This is a genomic window from Corynebacterium kalidii, from assembly GCF_022869005.1.
GTDB lineage: Bacteria > Actinomycetota > Actinomycetes > Mycobacteriales > Mycobacteriaceae > Corynebacterium > Corynebacterium kalidii.
Map to the genome: position 1 here is coordinate 14,889 of NZ_JALIEA010000011.1, position 25,912 is coordinate 40,800.

A 25,912-nucleotide genomic window follows, 5' to 3' on the forward strand; every position below is an offset into this window, starting at 1 on the left:
CCAGGATGCCTGACCTGAGAACCTTCGACGCCGTCCTCTTCGACCTGGACGGTGTCATCACACCCACCGCGGACCTGCACCGCGCCGCATGGGCGACGATGTTCACCGAGTTCCTGCAGGACCGGGGCGCCGCGCCCTACACGGAACAGGACTACTACGACCACCTCGACGGACGCTCCCGCGACGAGGGGGTCCAGGCACTGCTGGCGTCCCGCGGCATCACACTGCCGCTCGGGGACGCGGCGACGGCCACGCCGACCGAGGACACCGTCGTCGGCCTCGGGCTGCGTAAGAACGAGGACTTCCTGCGCGTCCTGAGCCAGGGGATGGACCCCTATCCGGGATCGGTGGCGTTGCTCGACGAGCTTGACAGCCTCGACGACCCCGGCACCGCCGGCAAGCCCGGCACCGCCCCGCAGGTGGCGATCGTCAGCTCCTCGAAGAACGCACGCCAGGTCCTCACCGCCGCCGGGCTGGTCGACCGCTTCGGGCTCATCGTCGACGGCACGGTGGCCGCGGCCGAAGGCCTCCTGGGCAAACCGGCGCCCGACACGTACCTCTTCGCCGCCCGCTCGCTCGGGGTCGACCCGTCCCGCGCCGTCGTCGTGGAGGACGCCACGTCCGGTGTCGCCTCCGGGCGTGCCGGCGGCTTCGGCCTCGTCGTGGGTGTCGACCGGGGCGCGGGACATGAGACACTGCTCGACGCCGGTGCGGACATCGTCGTGTCCGACCTGGCTGAACTGACCACCAACGAATCCGGAGACGACGCACGATGAGCGGAAATGACGCGACCGACGGCAGCGGAACGAACGGGAGCCGGAACACGGCGTTCGAGAAGTTCCTCGACCAACGTCGACGGGTGGCGTCCGTCGTCAACCGTCCGATCGACACGGCGGACATGGCCGACGCCGCCGAGGTGGCCGGGGTCGCCGACACCGTGGGCGGCGCGGACGGGGAGGGGTTGTTCCCCACCGGCTACCGGGCCGACCAGCACCACCACGACGCCGACCCCACCGAGGGCATCGACCGGGAGAACAACCCGGTCGACGAGTGGGGCTGGTACGAGAAGCGCCCCGAGCGCACCTCCCTCGGCCTCACCGAGAGCCATTTCGCGCTGAGCAACGGCTACCTCGGTGTGCGCGGCACCCCGCCGGAGGGGCGTGACTCGGAGGAACACGGCACCTTCATCAACGGTGTGCACGAGACCTGGCCGATCTCCCACGCCGAGGACGCCTACGGGCTGGCGCGTGAAGGCCAGGCCATCGTGCAGGTCCCCGACGCCAAGACCCTGCGCATCTACATCGACGACGAGCCGCTGCGCCTGTCCCAGAACGAGATCGAGGACTACTCCCGTGGTCTCGACTTCCGCGACGGTGTCCTGCGGCGCAGCTTCGTCTGGCGCACCCCGTCCGGCAAGCGGGTGCGGATCACCAACGAGCGCATGGTGAGCTTCAGCGAACGCCACCTGATGGTCACCAGCACCGAGATCGAACTGCTCGACGCGCCCGCCGCGGTGGTCGTGTCCTCCCAGATCCTCAACCGGCAGGACGGGGAGGACGAGTACTCCACGGTCGTCGACCACACCGGCACCACCGCGGACGGCCCGGTCGGGGTCGGTGACGGGGCGGACCCGCGCAAGGCCGAGCAGTTCTCGCAGCGGGTCTTCCTGCCCACCTACCAGGCGCAGCCCGAGGACGAGCGGGTGACCCTGGGCTACCGTGTGAACCACTCCGGCATGACCGTGGCGGTCAGCATGGACCACGAGCTCGAGCTCACCGGTGCCGACGCGGACGGCGACCACGCCGTCGACGGGGTGGAGGTGCACACAGAACTGCGTGAGGACGTGGCCCGGGTGGTGTACCACATGGCGGGACGCACCGGGATGAAGCTGCGGCTGGAGAAGTTCATCTCCTACCACTCGTCCCGTCATGTCGCCGCCGACGAGCTGGCGTTCCGCTGTGCACGGACCATCAACCGTGCCAAGGCCGTGGGGTTCCGCGCCCTGCAGGAGCAGCAGAAGGCCTGGTTGGCGGATTTCTGGGACCGGTCGGACGTGCGCATCCCGGGGCAGCCGGAACTGCAGCAGGCCGTGCGGTGGAACATCTTCCAGCTGATCCAGGCGTCCGCACGCGCGGAGACCCAGGGCGTGGCGGCCAAGGGACTCACCGGGTCGGGCTACGGCGGGCACTACTTCTGGGACACGGAGATCTACGTGATGCCGTTCCTCACGTACACCAACCCGCAGGTCGCCCGGAACGCGATGCGTTTCCGCTACAAGATGCTGCCCGCCGCCCGCGAGCGCGCCCTGGAGCTGGCGCACGACGGCGTGCTCTTCCCGTGGCGCACCATCAACGGCCACGAGTCCAGCGCCTACTACGCCGCCGGCACGGCGCAGTACCACATCGACGCGGACATCAGCTACGCGCTGATGAAGTACATCTACGCCACCGGTGACACCGACTTCCTGCTGGACGAGGGCATCCACATCCTCGTCGGCACCGCGCGGTTCTTCATGTCCCTCGGGTTCTTCAACGCCTCGGGAACCCGTTTCGAGATCCACTCGGTGACCGGGCCGGACGAGTACACCACCGTGGTGAACAACAACCTGTACACGAACGTCATGGCGCAGTACAACCTCCGCGTCGCGGCGGAGGTCGTGCGTCAGATGCGGTCCGACCGGCCGGGCGCCTACCGCGACATGATGCGTCGGACGGGGCTCAGCGAGGACGAACTGTCGCTGTGGGACCGCGCCGCCGACGCCATGTACATCCCCTTCAACGAGTCGACCAAGGTCAACCCGCAGGACGACCAGTTCATGCAGCGGCAGCTGTGGACCCTCGACGACCCGGAGACCGGGCCGAAGCGGCCGCTGCTGCTGCACTACCATCCGCTGACGATCTACCGGTACCAGGTCCTCAAGCAGGCGGACGTGGTGCTGGCGTTGTTCCTGCAGGGCTCCCAGTTCGACGAGGAGACCAAGCGCCGCGACTACAACTACTACGACCGCCTGACCACCGGGGACTCCTCGTTGTCGGCCGTGGTGCAGTCGATCATGGCCGCGGAGCTGCGGATGCACGACAAGGCACTGGACTTCTTCCGCCGCGGGCTGTTCATCGACCTCAACAACCTGCACGGCAACACCGCCGACGGGGTGCACATCGCGTCCTGCGGCGGGGTGTGGAGCTGCCTGGTGTACGGCTTCGGCGGTTTCCGCGACCACTACGGGCAGTTCACCATCGACCCGCGGGTCCCGGAGGAGTGGGGCGCGCTCGAGTACTCGGTCACCCTGCGTGGCCGCACCGTGCGGGTCTCGGTGACGGACGGGGAGGTGACCCTGCGTACCGACGACGGCGACCCGGAGGCTGTCGGCCCGATCACGGTGTGCGGCGAGGAGACGATGGTCAGCTCCGAGCCGGTGACCGTCCGCGGGGAGACACTGCTGCGCGCCGGGTGACGGGGCCACCGGTCAACCGACCAGCGTCCCGTCGCGCATCTCCACCACCCGGTCGGCGAGGTCCAGCTGACTACGGTCGTGGGTGACCAGCACCGTGGCCAGGCCCCGGTCGGTGGTGAGCCCACGCAACAGTTCGACGATTCGACGGGACAGCCGGTGGTCCAACGCCGAGGTGGGTTCATCGGCCAGCAGCAGCGCCGGCTCCCCGGTCAACGCCCGGGCGATGTTCACCCGTTGCCGCTGACCGCCGGACAGCTGGTGGGGCCTGCGGTCGCCGTACCCTTCCAACCCGACGCGCGCGAGGAGCCCGTCGGCCCGGCGGCGTCGTCCCCGGGTGATCCTGGTACCACGGATGTGGTCGGTGACCAGCAGTTGTTCGCGGACGGTCAAGGAGTCGAGCAGGTTCGGCGACTGGAAGACCATGCCGGTGCCGCCCCGGACGTCCACGACACCGGAGTCGGGGGAGGAGAGCCCGGCGGCGACGGAGAGCAGGGTGGACTTCCCGGAGCCGGATTCACCGACGACGGCGGTCAACTCGCCGGCACGGGCGGAGAACGAGACGTGCTCCAGCGCGGTGACGGTGTGGCCGCCGTCCGGGTAGGTCACGGTGACGTCGTGCAGGGTCAGGACGGTCATGATGATGCTCCTAGGGCGAGATGGGGGTCGACGGTGGAGACGCGGCGCATGGCGGCGAGGGCGCCGCACATTCCGAGCAGGAGGACGCCGGCCGGCGGCAGCAGGAAGGTCCAGGCGGTCGTCGCGAACGGGACGGTGCCTGCGGCCAGGGAACCGAGCAATGCGCCGGCCACGCCGCCGGCGGTCACCCCGAGGGCGAGGATCACGGCGGCCTGGACCGCGGTGTCGGTGACGACGTAGCGGGTGGTGGCGCCGAGTGCCCTGAGGACTGCGATGTCCCGGGTGCGCTGGATCGTCCACACGCTGAGGAACGCCATGACCACGAGTGCGGAGATGCCGTACAGCAGTCCCTGGATCGCCAGCAGCGAGCCACGTTCGGACTGGTAGGCGGGTAGCGCGGCGAACGAGTCCCGGACGGTGGCGGTCACGGTACCGGTGCGCTCGGCGGCGGCGTCCCACGCGTCGTCGTCGAGGTCGGCGGTGACCATGAGGACGGTGGGGGAGTCCGCCCCGGTCCGGTCCTTCCAGGTGCCCAGGTCGGCCCAGACGACGGGCTGGTGGTTCAGGTACTCGGTGTCGGCGGTGCCCCCGAGACTGTCCGGGAGGAGCAGGCCGCTGCGGGGGACGTCACCACCGGGGACCCGGGTGCCGGGCGGCAGCCCCATCAGGGTGACCGGTTCGGGGGAGCCGTCGACGTCGACCCGGGTGTTGGCGATTCCCAACGGGACGACGTCGGCGGTCGGGCCGGCGGCCTCGCGCCATGCGTCCCGGTCGCGGTCGGTCACGGTGGAGGAGGTGAAGGACGGGTCGTCGCCGGTGCCGAAGATGAACCGGTCGGGCCCCAGCGCCTTCAGTGCCGAGGTGTTCTGGTCCGCCAGGCCACCGGTCAGGCCGGTGAGCATGACCAGCAGCAGCGTGATCAGGGCCACGACCGAGGTGATCAGCGTGAACCGTCCCTTGGCTGTAGTGATGTCTCTGAGGCCCAGGTACATGGGCGTCCTCCTGTGAAGGTCGGGGATGTGTCGGTGACCTGCCGGTCGCGGTCGCCGTCCCCTGATCCTCGTCCGCGGCGGTGGTGCGGCACATCGACCGCAGTGCCGGTTTCCCGGTCAACCGTTCGGTCGATGCCACGCCGGTGGTGGTGCACCTACACTCGGGCCGGTGAACCCGCACACCTCCCTGCCGCACATCCTCGGCACCCTGCGCATCGCCCTGCACGTGGTCTTCGCCGCGTTGTCGGGGTTCGCCCTGGTCCGGGTCGTGGCCGATGGGGCCGGGGCGGATCAGCCGGGTCAGGTCGTCCGGGCGACGGCGGGGGCGGCGGTGATCCTGCTGCTCGCCGCCGTCTACCTGGCGGGGACCGTCGCGGAGAAACGTGTCGCGGACGGCCGGGCGCCGGGGCGTGGTCGGCTGCGGGTGTCGGCGCCCTGGTGGCTGGGGGTGTTGCTGGTGCTGTGGGCCGTCGCGACGGCGCTGAGCCATCATGCGGTGTGGCTGCTGTTCCCGCTGACGTTCCTCATCCTCGCGGTACTGGACATGTACCGCGGGCTGACGTTCGGCGCGGTCCACACCGGTGCCCTCGTCCTGGCGTGGATGGTGGGTGCGTTCGTCCCGCCGCTGACCGGGCAGGGAGGTGGGGTCGCCGCGGTGGTCGGCCCCGGCATCGGCGTGGTCTTCGCCGCGGGGGCGTACTGGACCTACCGGGCGCTCGCCGCGGAGGCGGAGCGCCAGCGGGCCACCGCCGACGAACTACGCAGGACGCGCGACCGCCTGTTGGCCACGGAGAAGAACGCCGGACGCCTGGAGGAACGGGAACGCATCTCCCGCGACATCCACGACACCCTCGCCCAGGGCTTCAACGCGGTGGTCCTGCTGTCCCGCGCCGCGTCGACGGCGGTCGGTCAGGGGCGGACGGACGACGCACTCGGACAGCTCGCCCTGATAGAGAGGACGGCGGGAGAGAATCTCGGCGACACACGGCTCCTCATCCGGGACCTGGCGGCGGGCCGGCCGGACGAGCCGCCGGAGCCGGTGGAGGCGGCGTTGCGCCGGATCGTCGACGACGTCACCGCCACCCAGCGGGCGCTGGGCGACGGGCTGACCGTCGACCTGGCCGTGCAGGCGGACGTGGCCGGCCGGACGCTCCCCGCGCCTGTGCGCGACGCGGTGGTCCATGTCGTGAAGGAGTCGTTGACCAACGTGGTCAAACACGCCGGCGCCAGGGAAGCCGTCGTCCGTCTCGACGTGGAGGACGGCGTGCTGGTGCTCGACGTCGACGACGACGGGCGGGGCATCGACCTCGACGAGGTCGTCCGTCCGGCCGGTGACGGGTACGGGTTGACCGGGATGCGGTTGCGGGTCGCCGAGGCAGGCGGCGACTTCGACGTCCTCACCGGTGACGGCACGTGCGTCGCGGTGCGCTTCCGCCTGGATGACCGGGACCCCCGGGAGGACCCGTCATGAGCGGGCGGGACGGTGCCCCGGTGCGGGTGATGCTCATCGACGACCACCCGGTTGTCCGCGCCGGGCTCCGGGCGATCCTCGACGGATTCGGGGACGTGACCGTCGTCGCCGAGGGGGAGGACGGGGCGGAGGCGGCGCGCGCCGTAGAGCTCGGGGCCGACGTCCTGGTGATGGACATCCAGATGCCCGGCACCGACGGGATCACGGCCACCCGGGACACCGTCGCGGCCGGCGGACCGCCGGTGCTGGTGTTGACCACCTACGACACCGGCCACCACATCCGCGACGCCCTCGAAGCCGGTGCGACCGGGTACCTCCTCAAGGACGCACCGCAGGACGTCCTGCACCGGGCGGTGCTGGACACCGCGGCGGGCCGTCGGACACTGGCACCGGACGTCGCGGCCAGCCTCGCCGACCAGCTCGGTCAGGCCGGGGAGTCGCTGTCGCGCCGGGAGGTGGAGATCCTGGAGGCGTTGGCCACCGGGGCGAGTAACCGTGCGATCGCGGGGCACTTCGTGATCTCACTGGCCACGGTCAAGACCCATCTGATACATATTTATCAGAAGTTGGGGGTCGGGAACCGCACGGCCGCGGTGGCCGAGGCACGGCGACGTGGGCTGGTGGTGTGATCTTATTCACGGGGGTGGGGGTCGGTTGGTACTTGCCACTATGAGGGTCGTACAGTGTCTATGACACTGGAGGTGCCATGACTGTTAAATACGACGATCCCGCCGCAATCGAGCACGGGAAAATTTCCATCAAACCGTTGAGGGAGAAGCCGGGCTTCCCCTCCTGGGCGATGAAGCTGACGATGGCCGTGACGGGCATCATCTTCGCCCTCTATGTTCTCGTCCACATGGTCGGAAACCTGAAGGTCTACACAGGTGCCGACCACTTCAACGAATACGCGGGCTTCCTGCGTAGCGTCGGTGAGCCGCTCATCCCGCACGAGGGCTTCCTCTGGATCGCGCGCGTGGTCCTGCTGGTCTCGCTCATCCTGCACGTGTGGTGCGCATTCGCCCTGAAGAAGCGGTCGCGCGAGTCGCGTGGCTCGTTCAAGCGCACCGGCAAGGTCGGTGGGCTGAACACCTTCACCGCCAGCTCGATGCTGGGTACCGGTGTGGTGCTGCTGCTGTTCATCATCTTCCACATCCTCGACCTGACGATCGGTGCGGAGCCTGCCGCGTCGACCGTCTTCGAGCACGGTGAGGTGTACGCCAACCTGGTGGCCTCCTTCGAGCGCCCGGTTGTCGCGATCTTCTACATCCTGTGCATGGTCGTCCTCTTCCTGCACCTGAGCCACGGGATCTGGACCGCGTCCTCCGACCTGGGGATCACCGGTCACCGGACCCGTCAGGTCATGCTGTGGATCGCCTACCTGCTGCCCGCCGTCGTCATGATCGGCAACATCTCCATCCCGCTGATGGTGATGTCCGGCGTGGTGGATTAGTCCGGGTTCATCAGGGATCACAGGGACCACAGGGACCAAGGAGAGAGAAGAGACTATGGGAATCAGTAAGCCCCACCCGCACAACCAGACCCCGGACTTCGACTACGACGAGGCTCTGCAGGCCTTCTCCGCGCCGAAATCCGCCGTGGACGGTGTCGCCGTCGGCAAGGTCATCGGCGACAACGCCCCGCACGAGGTCGGTCAGCAGGAGCAGTGGCAGTTCGACAAGGAGCACTTCAAGCTCGTCTCGCCGCTGAACCGCGCCAAGTTCCGCATCCTGATCGTCGGCACCGGCCTGGCCGGTGGCGCGGCGGCCGCGGCCCTCGGTGAGCTCGGCTACGACGTCAAGGTCTTCACCTACCACGACAGTCCCCGTCGCGCGCACTCCATCGCCGCGCAGGGTGGCGTGAACTCGTCGCGGTCGAAGAAGCTGGACAACGACTCGACCTACAACCACACCAAGGACACCGTCAAGGGCGGCGACTACCGGTGCCGTGAGAACGACTGCTGGCGTCTGGCCATGGAGTCCGGCAAGGTCATCGACCACATGAACGCCATCGGTGCCCCGTTCTCCCGCGAGTACGGCGGAACCCTGGCCACCCGTTCCTTCGGTGGTGTGCAGGTCTCCCGCACCTACTACACCCGTGGGCAGACCGGTCAGCAGCTGCAGCTGGCGACGACCTCGGCCCTGTACCGTCAGATCGGTGCCGGCAACGTCGAGATCTTCACCCACTCCGACGTCCAGGACATCATCGTCGAGGACGGAGTGTGCAAGGGTATCGTCACCCGCAACATCATCACCGGTGAGCTGTCGACCCACACCGGCCACGCCACCGTGCTGGCCACCGGCGGGTACGGCAACGTCTACCACATGTCCACGCTGGCCAAGAACTCCAACGCCAGCGCGATCATGCGTGCCTACGAGCAGGGCGCCTACATGGCGTCCCCGTCGTTCGTGCAGTTCCACCCGACCGGTCTGCCGGTCAACTCCGACTGGCAGTCCAAGACGATCCTGATGTCGGAGTCGCTGCGTAACGACGGCCGCATCTGGACGCCGATCAAGAAGGGCGACGACCGTCACCCCAACGACATCCCCGAGGACGAGCGCGACTACTTCCTCGAGCGTCGTTACCCGGCCTTCGGCAACCTGGTCCCGCGTGACATCGCCTCCCGTGCGAACGCGCAGCAGATCAACGCCGGCTACGGTGTCGGTCCGAAGAAGAACTCGGTCTACCTGGACCTCACCCACGCCATCAAGAAGCTGGGCGAGGACACCATCCGCGAGCGCTACTCGAACCTGATCCAGATGTACGAGGAAGCCATCGGCGACGACGCGTACAAGGAGCCGATGCGTATCGCCCCGACCTGCCACTACACCATGGGTGGTCTGTGGACCGACTTCCACGAGATGACCTCGATCCCGGGTCTGTTCTGCTCCGGTGAGTCGTCCTGGATGTACCACGGCGCCAACCGCCTGGGTGCGAACTCGCTGCTGTCGTCTTCCGTGGAGGGCTGGTTCACCCTGCCGTTCACCGTCCCGAACTACCTGGCCCCGCTGCTGGGTCAGGACGCCCCGGACACCGAGTCGGCCGCCGCCAAGGCCGCGCTGAAGCGGACCGAGGAGCGCATCGACCGCATCCTGAACATCCGTGGCCCCAACCCGCACGGCGCGGAGTACTACCACCGCCAGCTCGGTGAGATCCTCTACCGCTGCTGTGGTGTGGCACGTACCGTCGAAGGTATGCAGGCCGGCATCGACGAGATCCGGAAGGTCCGTGCGGACTTCTGGGAGAACGTCTTCGTGCCGGGTGGCAAGGACGAGATGAACCAGGCGCTGGAGAACGCGATCCGCGTCGCCGACTACCTGGATCTCGGTGAGCTGATGTGTGTCGACGCCCTGGACCGTGACGAGTCCTGTGGTGCGCACTACCGCGAGGACCACCTCGACGAGGACGGCGAAGCCGAGCGCAACGACGACGAATGGTGCTTCGTCTCGGCGTGGGAGCCGGGCGACAAGCCGGAGACGTTCATCCGTCACTCGGAGCCGCTGTACTTTGACCGCATCCCGCTGATGACAAGGAACTACAAGTAATGAAACTGCATCTTGAGATCTGGCGTCAGGCGGACCACACCTCGGAGGGCCACTTCGAGTCGGTGGACGTCCCCGATGCCGAGCAGGCAATGTCCATCCTGGAGCTGCTCGACCACGTCAACACGACGTACGTCGAGGCCGGCAAGGAGCCCTTCGCCTTCGCCTCCGACTGCCGTGAGGGTATCTGCGGCACCTGTGGCCTGATGGTCAACGGGCGTCCGCACGGTCCGGACAAGAACAAGCCGGCCTGCCAGCAGCGCCTGTACAGCTTCAACGACGGCGACAGCATCAAGCTCGAGCCGCTGCGCTCCGCGGCGTACCCGGTGATCAAGGACATGGTCGTCGACCGGTCCGCACTGGACCGCGTCATGGAGAAGGGCGGCTTCGTGTCCATGGCGGCCGGTACCGCACCGGACGCCGACAGCCTCCTGGTCAACCACGAGGACGCCGAGCTGGCCCTCGACCACGCCGCCTGCATCGGTTGCGGTGCCTGCGTGGCCGCCTGCCCGAACGGTGCGTCCCACCTGTTCACCGGTGCGAAGCTGGTCCACATGACCCTGTCCCCGCTGGGGCGCCAGGAGCGTGGACGCCGTGCCAAGAACATGGTCGACGAGGCCGAGGGAACCTTCGGTCCCTGCTCCCTCTACGGCGAGTGCGCCGACGTCTGCCCGGCGGGTATCCCGCTGACGGCCGTCGCCGCGATCACCAAGGAGCGGGCGCGCGCGGCGATCCGCGGCAAGGCCGACTAGGACCGACGGGTTCCCCCGTCCGGTGCACGGGTAGGCCCCGGCCGTACCCGTGCGCTAGGCTCATGTTGTCACCCGGGCAGAGAGAAGCACCGGGCACACCGAAAGACGAAAGAGGATAACGATGTCCGCTGATCTCGACACGAAGGGCCAGTTCTCGGCTTCGCCGGAGTACCTGGACGGCTACGTCCCGTCCAGCTGGGACGCGCCGCATTCTTCACTGCAGCGCGGCGTGACCTGGATGTCCATGGGGCTGCTGGTCGTCTCGGTCGCCATCATGGGTATCGGGATCTTCGGCTTCGCCGCCTACAGCGTCGGCGCCCAGGAGCACGGCGTGACCATCGGCATCGTCGGCTGGGTCGCCGGTGTGGTCCTGCTCCTCGCGTCCTTCTTCGGTATCCACATCGGCCGCAGCGGTACCCGCGCGTACCGCAAGCGGACCGGTCGGGTCTACTAGACCCGCCCCGTCACCTGCGCCTCCAGCGCACGTCAGCCCCCTGGTCTGCCCCGGCAGACAGGGGGCTGACGTCTGTGCGGGGGTCTGTGCTGGGATCTGTGTCCGGTTCTGGTGGAATAATGGGCCGGGTGACATCCTCCGCGAAGAACAGCCCCACCGACAACCGGCTCTCCGTCCCCGGTCCCTCCCCGGAGTCCGAGGCGGCGCGCCGTCGTGACCTGCGCCGTCACAAGGCGTTCGCCACCAGCCTCCTGGTCGTGGCCACACTGGTCTACCTGCTGTGCCGGTGGTTGGAGGCCACCGGACGGGACGGCGCGTGGACGGGGTACGTCCGCGCCGCCAGCGAGGCCGGCATGGTCGGGGCGCTGGCGGACTGGTTCGCCGTGACCGCCCTGTTCCGGCACCCGCTGAGGATCCCGATCCCGCACACCGCGATCATCAAACGCAAGAAGGACCAGGTCGGCCACGCATTGAGCTCCTTCGTGGGGGAGAACTTCCTCAACGCCGCCCTGATCACCGAGAAGCTCAGCCAGGCCCGCATCCCGGAACGCGCCGCGGACTGGGTACTGGACCAGGGCGGTGCGGAACGCACCGGCGTGGAGGCGTGCCGCCTGATCGACCTGGTCGTCAACGGGGTCGACCCGGCGGAGGCCGACCAGCTCCTGCGCACCCTGGTGGTGGACAAGGTCTCCGAACCGACGTGGGGTCCGCCGCTCGGCCGCGGCCTGGAACAGCTCATCAGCGAGGGGCGGACCGAGCCGCTCGTCGACGCGGTGGTTGTCTGGCTGGACGACAAGGCCCGTGACAGCGAGTACCTCATCGTCCGGCTCCTGGACGAGCGCACCCCCACCTGGGCGCCCCGGTTCGTCCGCGACCTCGTCGGCGACAAGGTCTACAGCGAGGTGGTGAACTTCACCGCGGACGTCCGCAACAACCCCGAACACGAGGCGCGTCACGCCATCCGCCGGTTCATCGGACAGCTCGCGCAGGACCTGCAGCACGACCCGACGATGATCGCGCGGGTGGAGAACCTCAAAGCCGACATCATGAACTCGGCCACCGTGCAGGCCCTGCCCGGGGTGTTGTGGGAGTCGGTGCGGTCCACGCTGACGACGATGGCGCGCGACGAGGACTCGGTGCTGCGGACGAAGATCGTCACCTGGGTCTCGGAGTTCGCCACCCGTGTCCGCACCGAGGAGCAGCTGCGTGAGTCCCTGGAGAAGCGCCTCGTGGGGGCCGCGGCGTACCTGGCGGAGAACTACGCCGGCGAGGTGACGGGCATCATCGGCGAGACCGTCGAGCGCTGGGACGCCGACGAGGCCAGCGACCGGATCGAGCTGATGGTGGGCAAAGACCTGCAGTTCATCCGCGTCAACGGCACCGTCGTGGGGTCGCTGGCGGGGCTGGCGATCTACTCGGTGTCCGAGCTGATGTTCACGGTGCTGTGAGGTCGGATAGGATCGGGAACCATGATCGATCTTGTGAACATGGCCTTCCGGGGCCTGAACTACCTGCAGCTCGCCTTCGTGTTCCTCGTGGCCATCGCGGCGATCTGGGGTGCGATTCAGGTCGCCATGACCAGGGACGACGCCTTCACGGTCATCGACCGGTCGAAGCAGAACTGGCTGCTGCTGCTCGGCGGGGCGGGTCTGGGCGTGCTGGTGCTCGGGCCGATGGTGTCGATGATCTGGATCGTCGGCGCGGTGATCGTGGGGATCTACTGGCAGGACATCCGGCCGTCGATCCGTGACGTGCTCGGCAACGCCCAGTGAGTGGCGGTGCCCGCGTCGAACGGGTGATGCTCGACCCCACCTGCACCAGGGAGGACGCCGACGCCCTCGTCACGCACGCGGTGGACCACGGTGACGTGGCGGTGTGCGTGCCCCCGACACTGTTCCCGCTGCGACACGCCCCGGAGACGCTGCGGCTGGTCACCGTCGCCGGGTACCCCAGCGGGAAACACCATCCGCTCGTCAAGGCCAGCGAGGCCCACATGGCGGTCGTCAACGGGGCACACGAGGTCCATGTGGTCCTTGACCCGGCGTATGTGGCCGCCGGCGACGTCAACGCGATGATCAGTGAGATCGTGACACTGCGCGAGGCGGTGCCGTCTCCGGCGGTGCTGCGGGTGGCCCCGGGCGAGTACGGGGTCGACCCCGACGACGAGCGGCTGCGGGCATTCTGCCGGGCCGCGGTGACCGCCGGGGCGGACATGGTCTCCGCCGGGTCCCAGCATGAGGCCGGTGTGATGCTGGATGCGGTGCAGGGGACACCAGTGACCGTGGCGTCGCCGGTCGACCTCCCCGGCGTGGCCCGCGTGACAGTGCCGCGCTGAAGTTCCTGAGGCTCTTGAGGCTGTTGGGGCCGCTGAGCCCCTGAGCCCCTGAGCCCTCCGGCGGCCACGCGAAAAAAGTCTGGCACCGTGCAGCAGAATCGCCCCTCCTGCTGCACGGTGCCAGACTTTTCCCGAGGCCCGAGGCGCCCCGCCGGCGCTGACCTCAGTCGTAGTTCGCCTCCACCAGCTCGGCGAAGTGCGCCTCGACCGGGGCGCGGCGGAGTTTCAGGGACGGGGTCAGTTCGGCGTCCTCGACCGTCAGGTCACGGGGGAGGATCCGGAAGGTCTTGATCTGCTCCCACCTGTTCAGCGTGCCGTTCAGTTCGTCCACGTAGCCCTGGACCATCGCCTGGGTCCGCGGGTCCGCCGCGATCCGTGAGTAGTCCCCGCTGACCCCCGTACGCTGCGCCCACGCGGTGAGGGCGTCCGGGTCCAACGCCACCAGGGCGCTCACGTAGGGGCGCCCCTCGCCGATGACCACCAGGTTCGAGGCGACCGGGCACAGTCCCTTGAACTCCGCCTCGATCAACGCCGGTGCCACGTACTTGCCGTTGGACGTCTTGAACAGCTCCTTCTTGCGTCCGGTGACGCGGATGTACCCGTCGGTGTCGAGCTCACCGATGTCGCCGGTGTGCATCCAACCGTCGGCGTCGAGGGCCTCGGCCGTGGCTTCCGGGTTGTTGTGGTAGCCGTCCATCACCCCGGCCCCGCGGAAGAGGATCTCGCCGTCGTCGGCGATGCGCACCTCCATCCCGTCCAGCGGCCGGCCGATGACCCCGGTCCGGTAGCCTCCCGGTGTCCCGAGGCAGGATCCGCCGCCGGATTCCGTCATGCCGTAGGCCTCCAGGATGATCATCCCGGTCGCCCCGAACCACCGGGAGACGTCGGCGTTCAACGCGGCGGAGCCGGAGATGAAGTAGCGGATCCGTCCGCCGAAACGTTCGCGCACCGTGGCGAACACCAGGCGGTCGGCCAGCCGTGCCTGGAGCCGGACCCAGCGCGACGCGGTCGTGGACCCGTCGCCGTGGTCCGCCTCGAAGACCGCGGTACCGACCCGGCCGGCCCAGTGGAAGAGCTTCTCCCGGATGCCGAACGGGCCCGGGTCCTCCGCCATCTTCGTCACGACACCGTTGTAGGCCTTCTCGAAGATCCGCGGGGCGGAGCCCATGAAGGTGGGCCGCACCACGGGGAGGTTCTCGACGATGCGTTCCACCCGGCCGTCGATGGCGGTTTCGAACCCGATGTGCACCGGTGTCATCAGCAGCAGCTTGCCCATCACGTGCGACAGCGGGAGCCACAGGAACTGCTTGTCGTCGATCGTGATCATCTCGTCGGGCGACGACCGGTGCAGCGTCCCGTCCAGCGTCAGGACCTCGAACACCAGCACGCGGTGGGGGAGCAGCACACCCTTGGGGCGTCCTGTGGTGCCGGAGGTGTAGATCAGGGTGGCCAGGTCGTCCAGGTCGGTGGAGTCGATGCGTGCGTCGATCTCGCCCGGGTGCGTCGACAGCCGGTCACGGCCCCGGCGCCGCAGCTCCTCCATACTGATCACCCAGGACGCATCGGCGTCGGCGGGTACGGTGTCGTCGAGCACGACGACGGTGTGCACCTTGGGGATCCTGTCGCGCAGACCGCTGAGCTTGGCGAGTTGCCCGGCGTCCTCGACGAAGACGACGCGGCTGTCGGAGTCGTCGATGATGAAGCAGACGTCCTCGGCGAGTGTGGTCGGGTAGACGGTGACCGTCGCCGCCGCGGCGTAGACGATCCCGTAGTCGGCCAGCGCCCACTCGTACCGGGTGGTGCACGCGATGGTCACACGGTCCTCGGGCTGGACGTCCAGGCTGATCAGCCCGGCCGCCACCTCGGACGCCTGGGCCCCCACCTGCCCCCAGGTCAGCGTCTTCCACGTCTCCTCGCCGGTGCTGTCCACGACGGGGAAGCTGTACGCCCGGTGTCCCGGGGTCATGGCGACCCGGTTGCGGAGCATGTGCCCTGTCGAACGGACGGGGGGATCGAAGGGGACGTCGGCGCTGAGGTCGGTGAGCGGGGGGATGCGGGTCTGGTTGCTGGTCTGGCTATCGGGCATGGTGGGCTCCTGTCGTGGTGTAGAGCGCGTCGATGTCGTCGGGGAAGTGGGCTGCGACGGGGCGTCGCCGGAGTTTCAGCGACGGGGTGAGTTCCTGCCTGTCGACGGAGAGTTCGCGGCCGAGGATGCGGAAGGTCCTGATCCGCTCCCACGGGTTGAGGGTGCCGTTGAGTTCGTCGACGTACCCCTGGATCATCTCCCGGGTCCGCGGGTGGGCGGTGACCGCGGCGTAGTCGCCGGGCACGCCCGCGCGCCGGGCCCAGGCCGTGGCCGCCGCCTCGTCCAGGGTGACCAGGGCGCCCACGTACGGGCGTCCCTCGCCGACGACGACGATCTGCGACGCCACCGGGCACAGGCTCTTGAACCGGGCTTCGGTGGGGGCCGGTGCGACGTACTTCCCGTTGGAGGTCTTGAACAGCTCCTTCTTCCGGTCGGTGACGCGCAGCCGGCCCCGGTCGTCGAGCTCTCCGATGTCTCCGGTGTGCAGCCAGCCGTCCGCGGTCAGCGTCCGGGCGGTCTCCGCGGGGTTGTCGTGGTAGCCGGCCATGACCCCGGGGCCGCGGACGAGGATCTCGCCGTCCTCGGCGATGTGGACCTCGAAGCCCCGCAGCGGGGTGCCGACGGTCCCGGCCCGGTAGGTGGACGGCAGCCCCAGCGTCGCGACGTTCGTCTCGGTCATGCCGTACCCCTCCAGGACAGGCAGGCCCGCGGCGCCGAACCACCGGGAGATATCGGCGTCCAGTGCGGCGGACCCGGAGATCACGTAGCGGATCCGTCCGCCGAAACGTTCCCGCACGGTGGCGAACACCAGGCGGTCGGCGAGTCGGGCCTGGAGGCGGACCCAGCGCGACGCGGTGGTGGACCCGTCTCCGTGGTCGGCGTCGAAGACCGTCGTGCCGACCCGTCCGGCCCAGTGGAACAGCCGTTCCCGGATGCGGAGGGGGCCGGGGTTCCCGGCGACGGTCGTGGCGATCCCGGCGTAGGCCTTCTCGAAGATCCGGGGTACCGAGGCCATGAACGTCGGTCGTGCCACCCCGAGGTTCTCGACGATCCGGTCGACCCGGCCGTCGATGGTGGTCTCGAAACCCACGTGGAGCGGCAGCAGCACCATGAGCTTGCCCATGACGTGCGCGAGGGGGAGCCACAGGAACTGCCGGTCGTCGATGCCCAGCAAGGGGGCGTCGCGGCCCGTCGGTTCCGCGGCGACGGTGTCGGCGATGGCGCGGACCTGACCGACCCACACGCGGTGCGGCAGCAGCACGCCCTTGGGGCGTCCCGTGGTGCCGGAGGTGTAGATCAGGGTCGCCAGGTCGTCGGGGCGGGTGCCGTCGATGCGGGTGTCGACGACGTCCGGGGTGGTGGTCAGCAGGGCCCTCCCGTCGCGCCGGAGTTCGTCGACGGTGACGACCCAGTCGTCGGGACGGTCGGTGAGGGTGACGTCGAAGACCACCACCGTGTGCACCCGGGGCAGGTGGTCGCGCAGGGCGAGCAGTTTCGCCAGCTGTGCGGAGTCCTCGGCGAAGACGACGCAGGCGCCGGAGTCCCCGACGATGTGGAGGACGTCCGCGGCGACGGTGGTGGGGTAGACGGCGACGGTCGCGGCCCCGGCGCACATGGTGCCGTAGGTGGCGGTGACCCAGTCGTAGCAGGTGGTGCTGGCGATGGCGACCCGGTCGCCGGGTTCGACGCCCAGGCCGATGAGCCCGGCGGCGACCTCCTCGGTGTCGGAGCCGACCCGCGACCAGGTGGCCACCGTCCAGTCGCGGGCGGGGGACGCGGGGTCGGGGTAGGTGTACGCCCGCCGGTGGGGTGTCGTGGCCACCCGACTGCGCAGCATGTGGCCGACGGTGGTGGTGTCGTGGGTCGTCTCGGTGGTGTCGGTCATGGTGGTCCTCCGGGCCAGGTGGATGGCACTATTGTTTCGGAAGCTAAGTAACTGGAGTGTGACGTGTCCTGCGGCAGGGGAGGCGGGGCCGGTCAGTCGTTTCGGTCGTGTCAGTCGTTGCGCGCGATGTCGGCGAGGATCGCCGACCAGGTCTCCAGGGCGTGGCGCTGGTGCTGCCGGGTGTCGACCAGGACCGAACCGAGCCCGAGCCCGCGGGCGACGTCGAGGGTGAGCCCCAGGAGCCGCCGGGTGTGCTGGTCGGACAGGTCGGCGTTCAGGGCCAGGGCCATGAGCTGGAACACCTCGCGGCCGTACCGGGCCTCCGCGGGGACGATCAGTTCGCGGAGTCCGGCGTCGGTGCTCGCGGCCGCCCAGATGTGGAGGGCGGCGTGGAACGGGCGGTTGCTGAAGAAGCCGAACACCAGCTCGAGGACGTCCTCGACCGGTGCACCGTCGCGACCGGTGGACAGTGCGGCGACGCTGGCACGCAGTTTCTGCGTCCGCTCCGAGAAGAACTCCTCGAGCGCCGCCTCGACCAGTGAGTCCCTGGTGGGGAAGTGGTGTTGGGCGGCGCCCCGGGAGACGCCGGCGCGGGCGGCGACGGCGCTGACCGTCGTGGCCGGGAACCCGTGCTCGGACAGGGTCGCCAGTGAGGCCTCCAGCAGTCGACGCCGGGTCTCCCTGCTGCGTTCCTGCTGGGCTTCTCTGGCGGCCATGGGTCCTCCGGCTTCTCGGTCAAACGACAGTCACTGTAACACCTGGTGTCCCCGCTTCAGCATCACGCCGACATCACACCGCCCAGTTCGGGGGCCGCTTCTGGAGGAACGCGGTGATGCCCTCCAGCGCCTCCGGGGTGGCGAACAGTTCGGCGGACTTCGCGGCCAGGGCGTCCGCCCCGGCGTCGAACCCGTCGAGGATCTCCCGGTTGAGGATCCGCTTGGTCTCCCGGAGCCCCTGGGGGGAGCACTTCAACAGGCCCTCCGCGGTGCTCGCGGCCTGCGCACGGGGATCGTCGACGACCTCCGTGACCAGGCCGGCGCGTGCGGCGGTGTCGGCGTCGAACCGTTCGCCGGTGAGCAGGTACCGCGAGGCGGCGCGGGACGACAGGCGCGGGAGGACGGTCAGCGCGATCATCGCCGGTGCGACACCGATCCTGGTCTCCGTCGTGGCGACGGAGGACCCCGGGGAGACGAACGCCATGTCGCAGGCGGCGAGCAGGCCCACCCCTCCGGCACGGACATTGCCGTCGACGACGGCGGTGACCGGCTTCGGCAGGTCGACGATGGTGCGCAGCAGTGCGATGAAACCGGCGGTGACCTGCTCCGGTGGGGTGTCCCCCACGGCGGCGAGGTCGGCGCCGGAGCAGAACGTCGACCCGGTGTGGTCGAGGATCACGCTGCGGACGCCGTCGTCCCCGGCCGCGGCGTCCAGGGCGTCGGTGAGGTCCCGGATCAGCGCCGGCGACAGGGCGTTACGACGGTCCGGGGCGTCGATCGTGATCCGGGTGGTGCTGTTCTCCGTGGTGGTGCTGATGGCCATGTCCTGCTCCCCGGTCAGTAGCTCTTCGGCAGACCCATGACGGTCTGTGCGACGTAGTTCAGCAGCATCTCGCGGCTGACCGGGGCGATGCGTGGCAGACGCGAGGCGGCGTACATGCGGGCCAGCCCGTACTCCGCGGTCAGCCCGTTGCCGCCGAGGGTCTGCACGGCCTGGTCGATCGACTTGGCGGACACCTCGCCGGCGGCGTACTTGGCCATGTTCGCCGCGGTCGCCGCACCGTCCAGGTCACCCTGGTCGAACCGTGCGGCGGCGTTACGGCACATCAGGCGGGCCTGCTCCAGCTCGATCCGGCACTGCGCCAGCGGGTGGGACAGGCCCTGGTGGGCGCCGATGGGGGTGTCCCACACGACGCGCTCCTTGGCGTACTTCACCGCGGTGTCCAGGGCGTAGCGGGACATGCCCGTGGCCATCGCGGTGGCGATGATGCGCTCCGGGTTCAGCCCGACGAAGAGCTGGAAGATCCCGGCGTCGCTGTCGCCGACGAGGTCCTCGTCCTTCAGCCGGACGTCGTCGAAGTGCAGGGAGTACTGCCACTCGGGGAGCATGACCTCGGTGGGGATCTTCGTCTTGGAGAAGCCCTCGGCGTCGGTGGGCACCATGAACAGCGCCGGCTTGAGCTTGCCGGTGCGCTCGTCGTGGGCGCGGGCCACGACGAGCACGGCATCGGCCTGGTCCACCCCGGAGATGAAGGTCTTCTGGCCGTTGAGGATCCACTCGTCACCCTCCTTCTTCGCGGTGGTGGTGATGTTGTGGCTGTTCGTGCCGGCGTCGGCCTCGGTGATGCCGAAGGCGCTGATGAACTCGCCGGAGGCGATGCCCGGCAGCCACCGCTGCTTCTGGTCGGGGGTGCCGAAGGCGGCGATGATCGACCCGCAGATGGCCGGGGACACCACGATCATCAGCAGACCGCAGCCCTGCGAGGACAGCTCCTCCTGGACGATGGAGAGCTCCAGCAGGCCGGCGCCGCCTCCGCCGTACTCCTCGGGCAGGTTGACCCCGATGAAGCCGAGCTCACCGGCCTCCTTCCACAGTTCGGTCGGGTACTCCTTGGCGTCGGCCTTCCTGGCCATGTACTCGTAGCCGTACTTGCTCGCCAGGGCACGGACGGTCTTGCGCAGTTCCTCCTGCTCCGGGGTGTCGTTGAGCGGCATGCTGACCTGGGGCTGTGACATGGTGAAAACTCCTTGTGAAGTGGGGTGTGGTGGTTATTCGTCGTTGTCGGGGGAGTCGATGACCGCCAGCAGGGTGCCGGTCTCGATGTGGTCCCCGGTCCCGGCGGCCAGTTCGGTGACCGTGCCGTCGGAGGTGGCCGAGATGGTGTGCTCCATCTTCATGGCCTCGATCGTCATCAGTTTCTGACCGGTGGTGACGGTGTCACCGATGGCGACGAGCACGCTGGTCACCGTGCCCGGCATGGGTGCGACCAGGGCGCCTTCGGCGACGACGGCCGACGGGTCGTCGTACCGGGGACGCTCGGTCAGCGTGACCGGGCCGAGGGCCGAGTCCACCCCCACACCGCCACCGGGGTACCGGTGGACGGTGAGCGTACGGCGGATCCCGTCGACCTCGACGGTTACGGTGGCGGCGTCGCCGGAGCCGCGGGCGGCACCCTGCGGTGGGGTGGTCTCCACGAGCCGGACGTCGTGGCCGGCCAGCGTCGTCGCCACCGCACCGGTGGACCGGGAGGAACGGACGACGGTGACCTCGACCTCGTGGTCGGTGCCCTGGCCACGGAAGTACCGGTGGGTTGTGCGGGCGTCGCCGAAGAGCCGGAACCCGGTGGCGACGTGGGGGTCGGGGCGTCTCGAGGCGGTGTCGGCCTCGGCGACGACGGCGGCGGCGAAGGCGGACACCGCCACCGCATCGTCGTCGGCGAGCGGTGCCGTCGACACCTCGGTGTGGGTGCTCTCCAGGAATGCGGTGTCGATGTCACCGGCGCGGAAGTCCGCGTCGTCCAGGACGCGGACCAGCTGGTCACGGTTGGTGCCGAGCCCGTGGATCCGGGCACGGCGCAGGGCCCCGCTGAGCCGTCCGACGGCCTCCGCGCGGGTCGGGGCCCAGGAGATGACCTTGGCCAGCATGGCGTCGTAGTTCACACCGACGACCGCCGGACGGCCCGGTGCGGCCTCCGGGCCGGCGTCCAGCCGGATCCCCGGCACGACCGGTCCGGAGAACGACGAGACCACGTCGTCGAAGTCGAAACGCAGCACCTCCCCGGACATCGGCCGGTAGTCGTGGCGCGGGTCCTCGGCGTACACGCGGGCCTCCACGGCCCAGCCGTCGATGCCCGGCGGGGTGGCCGCGGGGAGCATCCGGCCGGCGGCGACGTCGAACTGCAGGCCCACCAGGTCCAGGCCGGTGGTCGCCTCGGTGACCGGGTGCTCCACCTGCAGCCGCGTGTTGACCTCCAGGAAGAAGAACTCGCCCTTGTCGTTGGCCAGGAACTCCACCGTGCCGGCGCCGCTGTAGCTGATGGCGCGGGCGGCGGCGCGGGCGGCCTCGAACAGGCGGTCACGCATCCCGTCGACGCGTTCGACCAGCGGGGAGGGCGCCTCCTCGATGACCTTCTGGTGGCGCCGCTGGATCGAGCACTCACGCTCGCCGACGGCCCACACCCCGCCGTGGTTGTCGGCCATGAGCTGGACCTCGATGTGGCGCCCGGACTCGATGTAGCGCTCGATGAAGACCGTGCCGTCGCCGAAGGCGCTCTCGGCCTCCCGCACGGCCGCGGTGGTCCCGGACTCGAGCTCGTCGAGGGTGCGCACCACGCGCATCCCGCGGCCACCACCACCGGCGGAGGCCTTCACCAGCACCGGGAGCATCTCCTCGGTGATCTCCGGGGTCTGCAGGTTGGTGAGCACCGGGACCCCGGCGGCCTCCATCAGCTTCTTGGCCTCGGTCTTCGAGCCCATCGCGTCGATGGCCTCCGGCGACGGGCCGATCCACGTCAGCCCGGCGTCGATCACGGCGCGGGCGAAGGTGGAGTTCTCCGACAGGAAGCCGTACCCGGGGTGGACGGCGTCGGCGCCGGTGCGCTCCGCCGCGTCCAGCACGGCCGCGATGTCGAGGTAGGTCTCCGACGGGGCGTTACCGGGCAGGCGGACGGCGGAGTCGGCCTCCCGGACGAAGGGCTCACCGCTGTCGGCGTCCGAGTACACCGCGACGGTCGACAGACCCCGGCGACGGGCGGTGGCGAACACACGCCGGGCGATCTCGCCTCTGTTGGCGACGAGGACGGTGGAAAAATCTGTGTTGGTCATGTCTTCTCTCATCTCTCGTTCGCGGCCGTCACATCCGGAAGACACCGAAGGCGTCGGTGCCCTCCACCGGACCGGAGTGGATGGCGGACAGGGCCATCCCCACCACCGAACGGGTGTCGCGGGGGTCGATGATGCCGTCGTCGTAGAGCATCCCCGACATCTTCAGCGGCGCGGACTCCACGTCCGCCTGCGTCTTGAGCATGTCGAAGAGCTGCTTCTCGGCGTCCTCGGTGTAGTCGAGGCCACGGGCGCGGGCCGACTGGGCGCTGATGCTGCTGACCACGGAGGCGAGTTGTTCGGACCCCATCACCGCCGACCGTGCGGAGGGCCAGGCGAAGACGAACCGGGGGTTGAAGGCACGTCCGCACATCCCGTAGTGCCCGGCGCCGTAACTCGCGGCCGTGATCAGCGAGATGTGCGGGACCTCCGAGTTGGACACGGCGTTGATCATCATCGCGCCGTGCTTGATGATGCCGCCCTCCTCGTACTCACGGCCGACCATGTAGCCGGTGGTGTTGTGCATGAAGATCAGCGGCGTGTCCGACTTGTTCGCCAGCTGGATGAACTGGGTCGCCTTCTGCGCCTCCTCGCTGAACAGCACGCCGCGGGAGTTGGCGAGGATGCCCACCGGGTAGCCGTGGACCTGCGCCCACCCGGTCACCAGTCCGGAGCCGTAGCGGGGCTTGAACTCGTCGAACTCGCTGCCGTCGACGAACCGTCCGATGATCTCGTAGGGGTCGTAGGGGACCTTGAGGCCGTCGGGGACGATGCCCAGCAGCTCCTCCTCGTCGAGCACAGGGGCGGCGACGTCGGTGGCGGGGGTCTGGCCCTTGCGGCGCCAGTTCAGGCGACGGACGATGGAGCGTCCGATGCGGGCGGCGTCGAGCTCGTCGACGGCGAGGTAGTCGCCGAGGCCGGAGATGTCGGTGTGCATCTGGGCACCACCGAGGCTCTCGTCGTCGGTGACCTCACCGGTGGCGGCCTTGACCAGGGGCGGGCCGGCGAGGAAGACCTTGGAACGTTCCTTCACCATGACCACGTGGTCGGACATGCCGGGGATGTAGGCGCCGCCGGCGGTGCAGTTGCCGTACACGATGGCGATGGTGGGGACGCCCGCCTTGGAGGCCTGCGTGATGGCGCGGAACATCGCGCCACCGGGGACGAAGACCTCCTTCTGGCTGCGCAGGTCCGCACCACCGGACTCGACCAGGGTGAGGACGGGCAGCCGGTTCTCCACGGCGATCTCCTGCAGCCGGTTGCATTTGCGCAGGGTCCATTCGTTGGAGGCGCCGCCCTTGACCGTCGGGTCGTTGGCGACGATCAGGCAGTCGACGCCTTCGACGGTGCCGATGCCGCCGACGACGGAGCCACCGACGGTGAAGTCCGTGCCGTACCCGGCCATCGTGCAGAGTTCGAGGAACGGGGAGCCCCGGTCGATGACGGAGTCGATACGCTCGCGCGGGGTCATCTTGCCCCGGCCGCGGAGCTTCTCCAGGGACTTCTCGCCACCGCCGGTGAAGGCGGTCTCGTAGGCCTCCCGGATCTCGCCGAGCTTCTCCTCCATCGACGCGCGGTTCGCCCGGTACTCCTCGGAGGTGGGGACGACGGCTGAGGGTGCGGTCATGACGCTGCCTTCCTGGTGTCGGTGTATGTGAGCAGTGCTTCGGGGATGTCGACGTGGCGCGAACGCAGCCATTCGCCGAGCCCCTTGCCCTGGGGGTCGAACCGTGCGCCGTGGGCGACGCCCTCGCCGAGAATGTCCTGGACCACGATGTTCACCGCGTTGAGCCGCGGCAGCGGGTACACCTCGACATCCAGGTCCGCGGTCTCCGGCAGCAGTTCCTTGACCGCGTCGGCGGTGACGGTGGCCAGCAGCCAGGGGTACGCCTCGGCGTCCCGGGTCCACAGGCCGATGTTCGCGCTGCCGCCCTTGTCGCCGCTCCGGGCGTCCGCCAGCAGCCCGAGGGGGGCGCGCCGGGTGCCCCCGTCTGCGTCGGCCGGGACGTCGTAGGCGGGGAGTGGTTCGTCGGTCAGCGGGGACCCGGGTTCCGCGGTCGTCTGCGGCGGGGCGACGGCCACGTCGGTGCCGTCGGCCAGGTGGGCGGTGTGCGCCGGGACGTCGTTGTCGACGTAGGCGGGGGAGAATGTGCCGTACATGCTGGGCTTCGGCGGGGCACCGTCGAAGAAGGTCCCCGGCGGGGAGGCCAGGGCGGTGCCCACCACCCCGCGGCCCCACTCGGCTAAACGCTTCTGGTCCGGGTCCCAGACGACGCAGACCAGGCGGGCCGACGCGGCTGCCTGCGTGTCCGCGTCCGGGTGGTCGGTGCGCTCCAGGCGGTACTCGACGGTGCGGGGGCGGGGCTCGAGGGTGTCGAGCTGGCGGATGAACAGCTCCGCCTTGTCCTCGACGTCCAGCCCGGAGAACAGGACCTGGACCTCGTTGCGGAATCCACCGAGGCGGCTCACGCCGACCTTCGTGGTGGGCGGCGGTGCCTCACCGGTGGCGCCGCTGATGCGGACCCGGTCGTCGCCGAGGTCGTCGACCCGGACGTGGTCGAGCCGCAGGACGGCGTCCGGGCCCGCGTACCGGGCGCCGGTGACCTCGTAGAGCAGCTGGGCGGTGACGGTGCCGGCGGTCACGGCGCCGCCGGTGCCGTCGTGCTTGGTGATGACGGAGGTGCCGTCGGCGTGGATCTCGGCGAGCGGGAACCCGGGCATCACCGGTGCGTCGGGCAGCTCGCCGCGGTTGAACCCGGAGTAGTTGCCGCCGGTGGCCTGGGTGCCGCACTCGATGACATGTCCGGCGGCCATGGCGCCGGCGATCTGGTCGAGGTCGTCGGGACCCCAGCCGAAGTGGTGGGCGGCGGGGGCGACGACGACGGAGGCGTCGGTGACCCGTCCGGTGACCACGATGTCGGCGCCGGAGTCGAGGCATTCGACGATGCCGAAGGCGCCGAGGTAGGCGTTGGCGCACAGCGCGTCCGGAACAGTCGGTCGTAATGGTTCCCGGACGTCGTCGCCGTCGACGTACGCCACGGTGAGGTCGAGGTCGCGCTCGGCGACCTTCTCGCGCAGGGCCTCGGCGAGGCCGCGGGGGTTGAGCCCGCCGGCGTTGGTGACGACCTTCACGCCCCGGTCGGCGATGGTGTCGAGGCAGACGTCGAGGTGGTCGATGAACCGCCTGGCGTAGCCGAGGGACGGGTCCTTCATCATACCCTTGGCGAGGATGAGCATGGTGAGTTCCGCCAGGTAGTCGCCGGTGAGGTAGTCGATCTCGCCGCCGTCGAGCATCTCTTTCATGGCGCTGTCACGGTCGCCGTAGAAGCCGGAGAAATTGGCGATTCTCACGGGTGGGGTGTCGCTCACGGAAACCTCCGAGGGTTGTCGGTGCTGGGAGATGGTTCTGATCGTGAACACTGTGGTTCGATGATCGAAATCATGAGGTCAGTTGTAGCACCGGGAAACAAGCAGTCGTGACTGATTGATTC

At 69.3% G+C, this 25,912-nt stretch carries 21 protein-coding genes; 11 read left to right on the forward strand and 10 right to left on the reverse strand.

The features are described from left to right. The first annotated feature begins 5 nt into the window (after window positions 1–5). Complete coding sequence (locus MUN33_RS03165) at window positions 6–776, forward strand: HAD family hydrolase (RefSeq protein WP_244803474.1); 771 nt, start codon at window positions 6–8, stop codon at window positions 774–776. After that, window positions 773–3,454 carry a glycoside hydrolase family 65 protein gene (locus MUN33_RS03170; protein ID WP_244803475.1) on the forward strand — a complete coding sequence of 894 codons (2,682 nt, stop codon included), beginning with the start codon at window positions 773–775 and terminating at the stop codon, window positions 3,452–3,454. The genes MUN33_RS03165 and MUN33_RS03170 overlap by 4 nt, the downstream gene beginning before the upstream one ends. 12 nt (window positions 3,455–3,466) lie before the next feature. Here MUN33_RS03170 and MUN33_RS03175 read toward each other — a convergent pair whose 3' ends face one another. Further along, window positions 3,467–4,090 carry an ABC transporter ATP-binding protein gene (locus MUN33_RS03175; protein ID WP_244803476.1) on the reverse strand — a complete coding sequence of 208 codons (624 nt, stop codon included), beginning with the start codon at window positions 4,088–4,090 and terminating at the stop codon, window positions 3,467–3,469. Next, window positions 4,087–5,082, reverse strand: a complete 996-nt coding sequence (locus MUN33_RS03180; RefSeq protein WP_244803477.1) for an ABC transporter permease — start codon at window positions 5,080–5,082, stop codon at window positions 4,087–4,089. The genes MUN33_RS03175 and MUN33_RS03180 overlap by 4 nt, the downstream gene beginning before the upstream one ends. 169 nt (window positions 5,083–5,251) lie before the next feature. Between MUN33_RS03180 and MUN33_RS03185 the strand changes: the two genes are divergently transcribed. From MUN33_RS03185 to MUN33_RS03225, 9 genes are all read left to right on the forward strand, one after another. Further along, window positions 5,252–6,553, forward strand: a complete 1,302-nt coding sequence (locus MUN33_RS03185) for an ATP-binding protein (RefSeq protein WP_244803478.1) — start codon at window positions 5,252–5,254, stop codon at window positions 6,551–6,553. Continuing rightward, on the forward strand, window positions 6,550–7,182 hold the full coding sequence (locus tag MUN33_RS03190) for a response regulator transcription factor (protein ID WP_244803479.1): 633 nt from the start codon (window positions 6,550–6,552) through the stop codon (window positions 7,180–7,182). Before MUN33_RS03185 ends, MUN33_RS03190 begins: the two co-directional genes overlap by 4 nt. A 77-nt stretch (window positions 7,183–7,259) precedes the next feature. Further along, window positions 7,260–8,003, forward strand: coding sequence for a succinate dehydrogenase cytochrome b subunit (locus tag MUN33_RS03195; protein ID WP_244803480.1), 744 nt, complete (start codon window positions 7,260–7,262; stop codon window positions 8,001–8,003). Window positions 8,004–8,058: 55 nt separating this feature from the next. Next, the gene (locus MUN33_RS03200) at window positions 8,059–10,095 is read left to right on the forward strand and encodes a fumarate reductase/succinate dehydrogenase flavoprotein subunit (protein WP_244803481.1); all 2,037 of its coding nucleotides are present in this window, start codon (window positions 8,059–8,061) and stop codon (window positions 10,093–10,095) included. Continuing rightward, window positions 10,095–10,844 carry a succinate dehydrogenase/fumarate reductase iron-sulfur subunit gene (locus MUN33_RS03205; protein ID WP_244803482.1) on the forward strand — a complete coding sequence of 250 codons (750 nt, stop codon included), beginning with the start codon at window positions 10,095–10,097 and terminating at the stop codon, window positions 10,842–10,844. The genes MUN33_RS03200 and MUN33_RS03205 overlap by 1 nt, the downstream gene beginning before the upstream one ends. A gap of 121 nt (window positions 10,845–10,965) precedes the next feature. Next, window positions 10,966–11,298, forward strand: coding sequence for a tetraspanin family protein (locus tag MUN33_RS03210; RefSeq protein ID WP_244803483.1), 333 nt, complete (start codon window positions 10,966–10,968; stop codon window positions 11,296–11,298). A gap of 119 nt (window positions 11,299–11,417) precedes the next feature. Continuing rightward, complete coding sequence (locus MUN33_RS03215) at window positions 11,418–12,746, forward strand: DUF445 domain-containing protein (protein ID WP_244803484.1); 1,329 nt, start codon at window positions 11,418–11,420, stop codon at window positions 12,744–12,746. Window positions 12,747–12,767: 21 nt separating this feature from the next. Next, entirely contained in the window at window positions 12,768–13,070 is a 303-nt protein-coding gene (locus tag MUN33_RS03220) for a DUF2516 family protein (protein WP_244803485.1), read from the forward strand. Further along, complete coding sequence (locus MUN33_RS03225) at window positions 13,067–13,633, forward strand: 2-deoxyribose-5-phosphate aldolase (RefSeq protein ID WP_244803486.1); 567 nt, start codon at window positions 13,067–13,069, stop codon at window positions 13,631–13,633. Before MUN33_RS03220 ends, MUN33_RS03225 begins: the two co-directional genes overlap by 4 nt. 163 nt (window positions 13,634–13,796) lie before the next feature. On the opposite strand, the gene MUN33_RS03230 is transcribed toward MUN33_RS03225, so the two are convergent. The 8 genes from MUN33_RS03230 to MUN33_RS03265 all read right to left on the reverse strand — a co-directional run bounded on the left by MUN33_RS03230 (window position 13,797) and on the right by MUN33_RS03265 (window position 25,772). Next, entirely contained in the window at window positions 13,797–15,719 is a 1,923-nt protein-coding gene (locus tag MUN33_RS03230) for an AMP-dependent synthetase/ligase (protein ID WP_244803487.1), read from the reverse strand. Further along, window positions 15,709–17,604 (reverse strand): AMP-dependent synthetase/ligase, encoded by a 1,896-nt coding sequence (locus MUN33_RS03235; RefSeq protein WP_244803488.1) that lies wholly within the window; start codon window positions 17,602–17,604, stop codon window positions 15,709–15,711. Before MUN33_RS03235 ends, MUN33_RS03230 begins: the two co-directional genes overlap by 11 nt. 110 nt (window positions 17,605–17,714) lie before the next feature. Then, window positions 17,715–18,320 carry a TetR/AcrR family transcriptional regulator gene (locus MUN33_RS03240; protein WP_244803489.1) on the reverse strand — a complete coding sequence of 202 codons (606 nt, stop codon included), beginning with the start codon at window positions 18,318–18,320 and terminating at the stop codon, window positions 17,715–17,717. 73 nt (window positions 18,321–18,393) lie between these two features. Further along, window positions 18,394–19,143, reverse strand: coding sequence for an enoyl-CoA hydratase family protein (locus MUN33_RS03245; RefSeq protein ID WP_244803490.1), 750 nt, complete (start codon window positions 19,141–19,143; stop codon window positions 18,394–18,396). 14 nt (window positions 19,144–19,157) lie between these two features. Next, the gene (locus tag MUN33_RS03250) at window positions 19,158–20,315 is read right to left on the reverse strand and encodes an acyl-CoA dehydrogenase family protein (protein ID WP_244803929.1); all 1,158 of its coding nucleotides are present in this window, start codon (window positions 20,313–20,315) and stop codon (window positions 19,158–19,160) included. Window positions 20,316–20,369: 54 nt separating this feature from the next. Then, window positions 20,370–22,424, reverse strand: a complete 2,055-nt coding sequence (locus tag MUN33_RS03255; RefSeq protein ID WP_244803491.1) for an acetyl/propionyl/methylcrotonyl-CoA carboxylase subunit alpha — start codon at window positions 22,422–22,424, stop codon at window positions 20,370–20,372. Window positions 22,425–22,452: 28 nt separating this feature from the next. Beyond that, on the reverse strand, window positions 22,453–24,048 hold the full coding sequence (locus MUN33_RS03260; protein WP_244803492.1) for an acyl-CoA carboxylase subunit beta: 1,596 nt from the start codon (window positions 24,046–24,048) through the stop codon (window positions 22,453–22,455). Then, on the reverse strand, window positions 24,045–25,772 hold the full coding sequence (locus MUN33_RS03265) for an acyclic terpene utilization AtuA family protein (protein WP_369414915.1): 1,728 nt from the start codon (window positions 25,770–25,772) through the stop codon (window positions 24,045–24,047). The genes MUN33_RS03260 and MUN33_RS03265 overlap by 4 nt, the downstream gene beginning before the upstream one ends. Between the last annotated feature and the right edge of the window lie 140 nt (window positions 25,773–25,912).

Excerpts from the sequence above, each read along its gene's own strand:
- MUN33_RS03165 (WP_244803474.1), top strand. The coding sequence starts at position 6 with ATGCCTGACCTGAGAACCTTCGACGCCGTCCTCTTCGACCTGGACGGT.
- MUN33_RS03170 (WP_244803475.1), top strand. The coding sequence starts at position 773 with ATGAGCGGAAATGACGCGACCGACGGCAGCGGAACGAACGGGAGCCGG.
- MUN33_RS03175 (WP_244803476.1), bottom strand. The coding sequence starts at position 4,090 with ATGACCGTCCTGACCCTGCACGACGTCACCGTGACCTACCCGGACGGC.
- MUN33_RS03180 (WP_244803477.1), bottom strand. The coding sequence starts at position 5,082 with ATGTACCTGGGCCTCAGAGACATCACTACAGCCAAGGGACGGTTCACG.
- MUN33_RS03190 (WP_244803479.1), top strand. The coding sequence starts at position 6,550 with ATGAGCGGGCGGGACGGTGCCCCGGTGCGGGTGATGCTCATCGACGAC.
- MUN33_RS03195 (WP_244803480.1), top strand. The coding sequence starts at position 7,260 with ATGACTGTTAAATACGACGATCCCGCCGCAATCGAGCACGGGAAAATT.
- MUN33_RS03200 (WP_244803481.1), top strand. The coding sequence starts at position 8,059 with ATGGGAATCAGTAAGCCCCACCCGCACAACCAGACCCCGGACTTCGAC.
- MUN33_RS03205 (WP_244803482.1), top strand. The coding sequence starts at position 10,095 with ATGAAACTGCATCTTGAGATCTGGCGTCAGGCGGACCACACCTCGGAG.
- MUN33_RS03210 (WP_244803483.1), top strand. The coding sequence starts at position 10,966 with ATGTCCGCTGATCTCGACACGAAGGGCCAGTTCTCGGCTTCGCCGGAG.
- MUN33_RS03215 (WP_244803484.1), top strand. The coding sequence starts at position 11,418 with ATGGGCCGGGTGACATCCTCCGCGAAGAACAGCCCCACCGACAACCGG.
- MUN33_RS03220 (WP_244803485.1), top strand. The coding sequence starts at position 12,768 with ATGATCGATCTTGTGAACATGGCCTTCCGGGGCCTGAACTACCTGCAG.
- MUN33_RS03230 (WP_244803487.1), bottom strand. The coding sequence starts at position 15,719 with ATGCCCGATAGCCAGACCAGCAACCAGACCCGCATCCCCCCGCTCACC.
- MUN33_RS03235 (WP_244803488.1), bottom strand. The coding sequence starts at position 17,604 with ATGACCGACACCACCGAGACGACCCACGACACCACCACCGTCGGCCAC.
- MUN33_RS03240 (WP_244803489.1), bottom strand. The coding sequence starts at position 18,320 with ATGGCCGCCAGAGAAGCCCAGCAGGAACGCAGCAGGGAGACCCGGCGT.
- MUN33_RS03245 (WP_244803490.1), bottom strand. The coding sequence starts at position 19,143 with ATGGCCATCAGCACCACCACGGAGAACAGCACCACCCGGATCACGATC.
- MUN33_RS03250 (WP_244803929.1), bottom strand. The coding sequence starts at position 20,315 with ATGCCGCTCAACGACACCCCGGAGCAGGAGGAACTGCGCAAGACCGTC.
- MUN33_RS03255 (WP_244803491.1), bottom strand. The coding sequence starts at position 22,424 with ATGACCAACACAGATTTTTCCACCGTCCTCGTCGCCAACAGAGGCGAG.
- MUN33_RS03260 (WP_244803492.1), bottom strand. The coding sequence starts at position 24,048 with ATGACCGCACCCTCAGCCGTCGTCCCCACCTCCGAGGAGTACCGGGCG.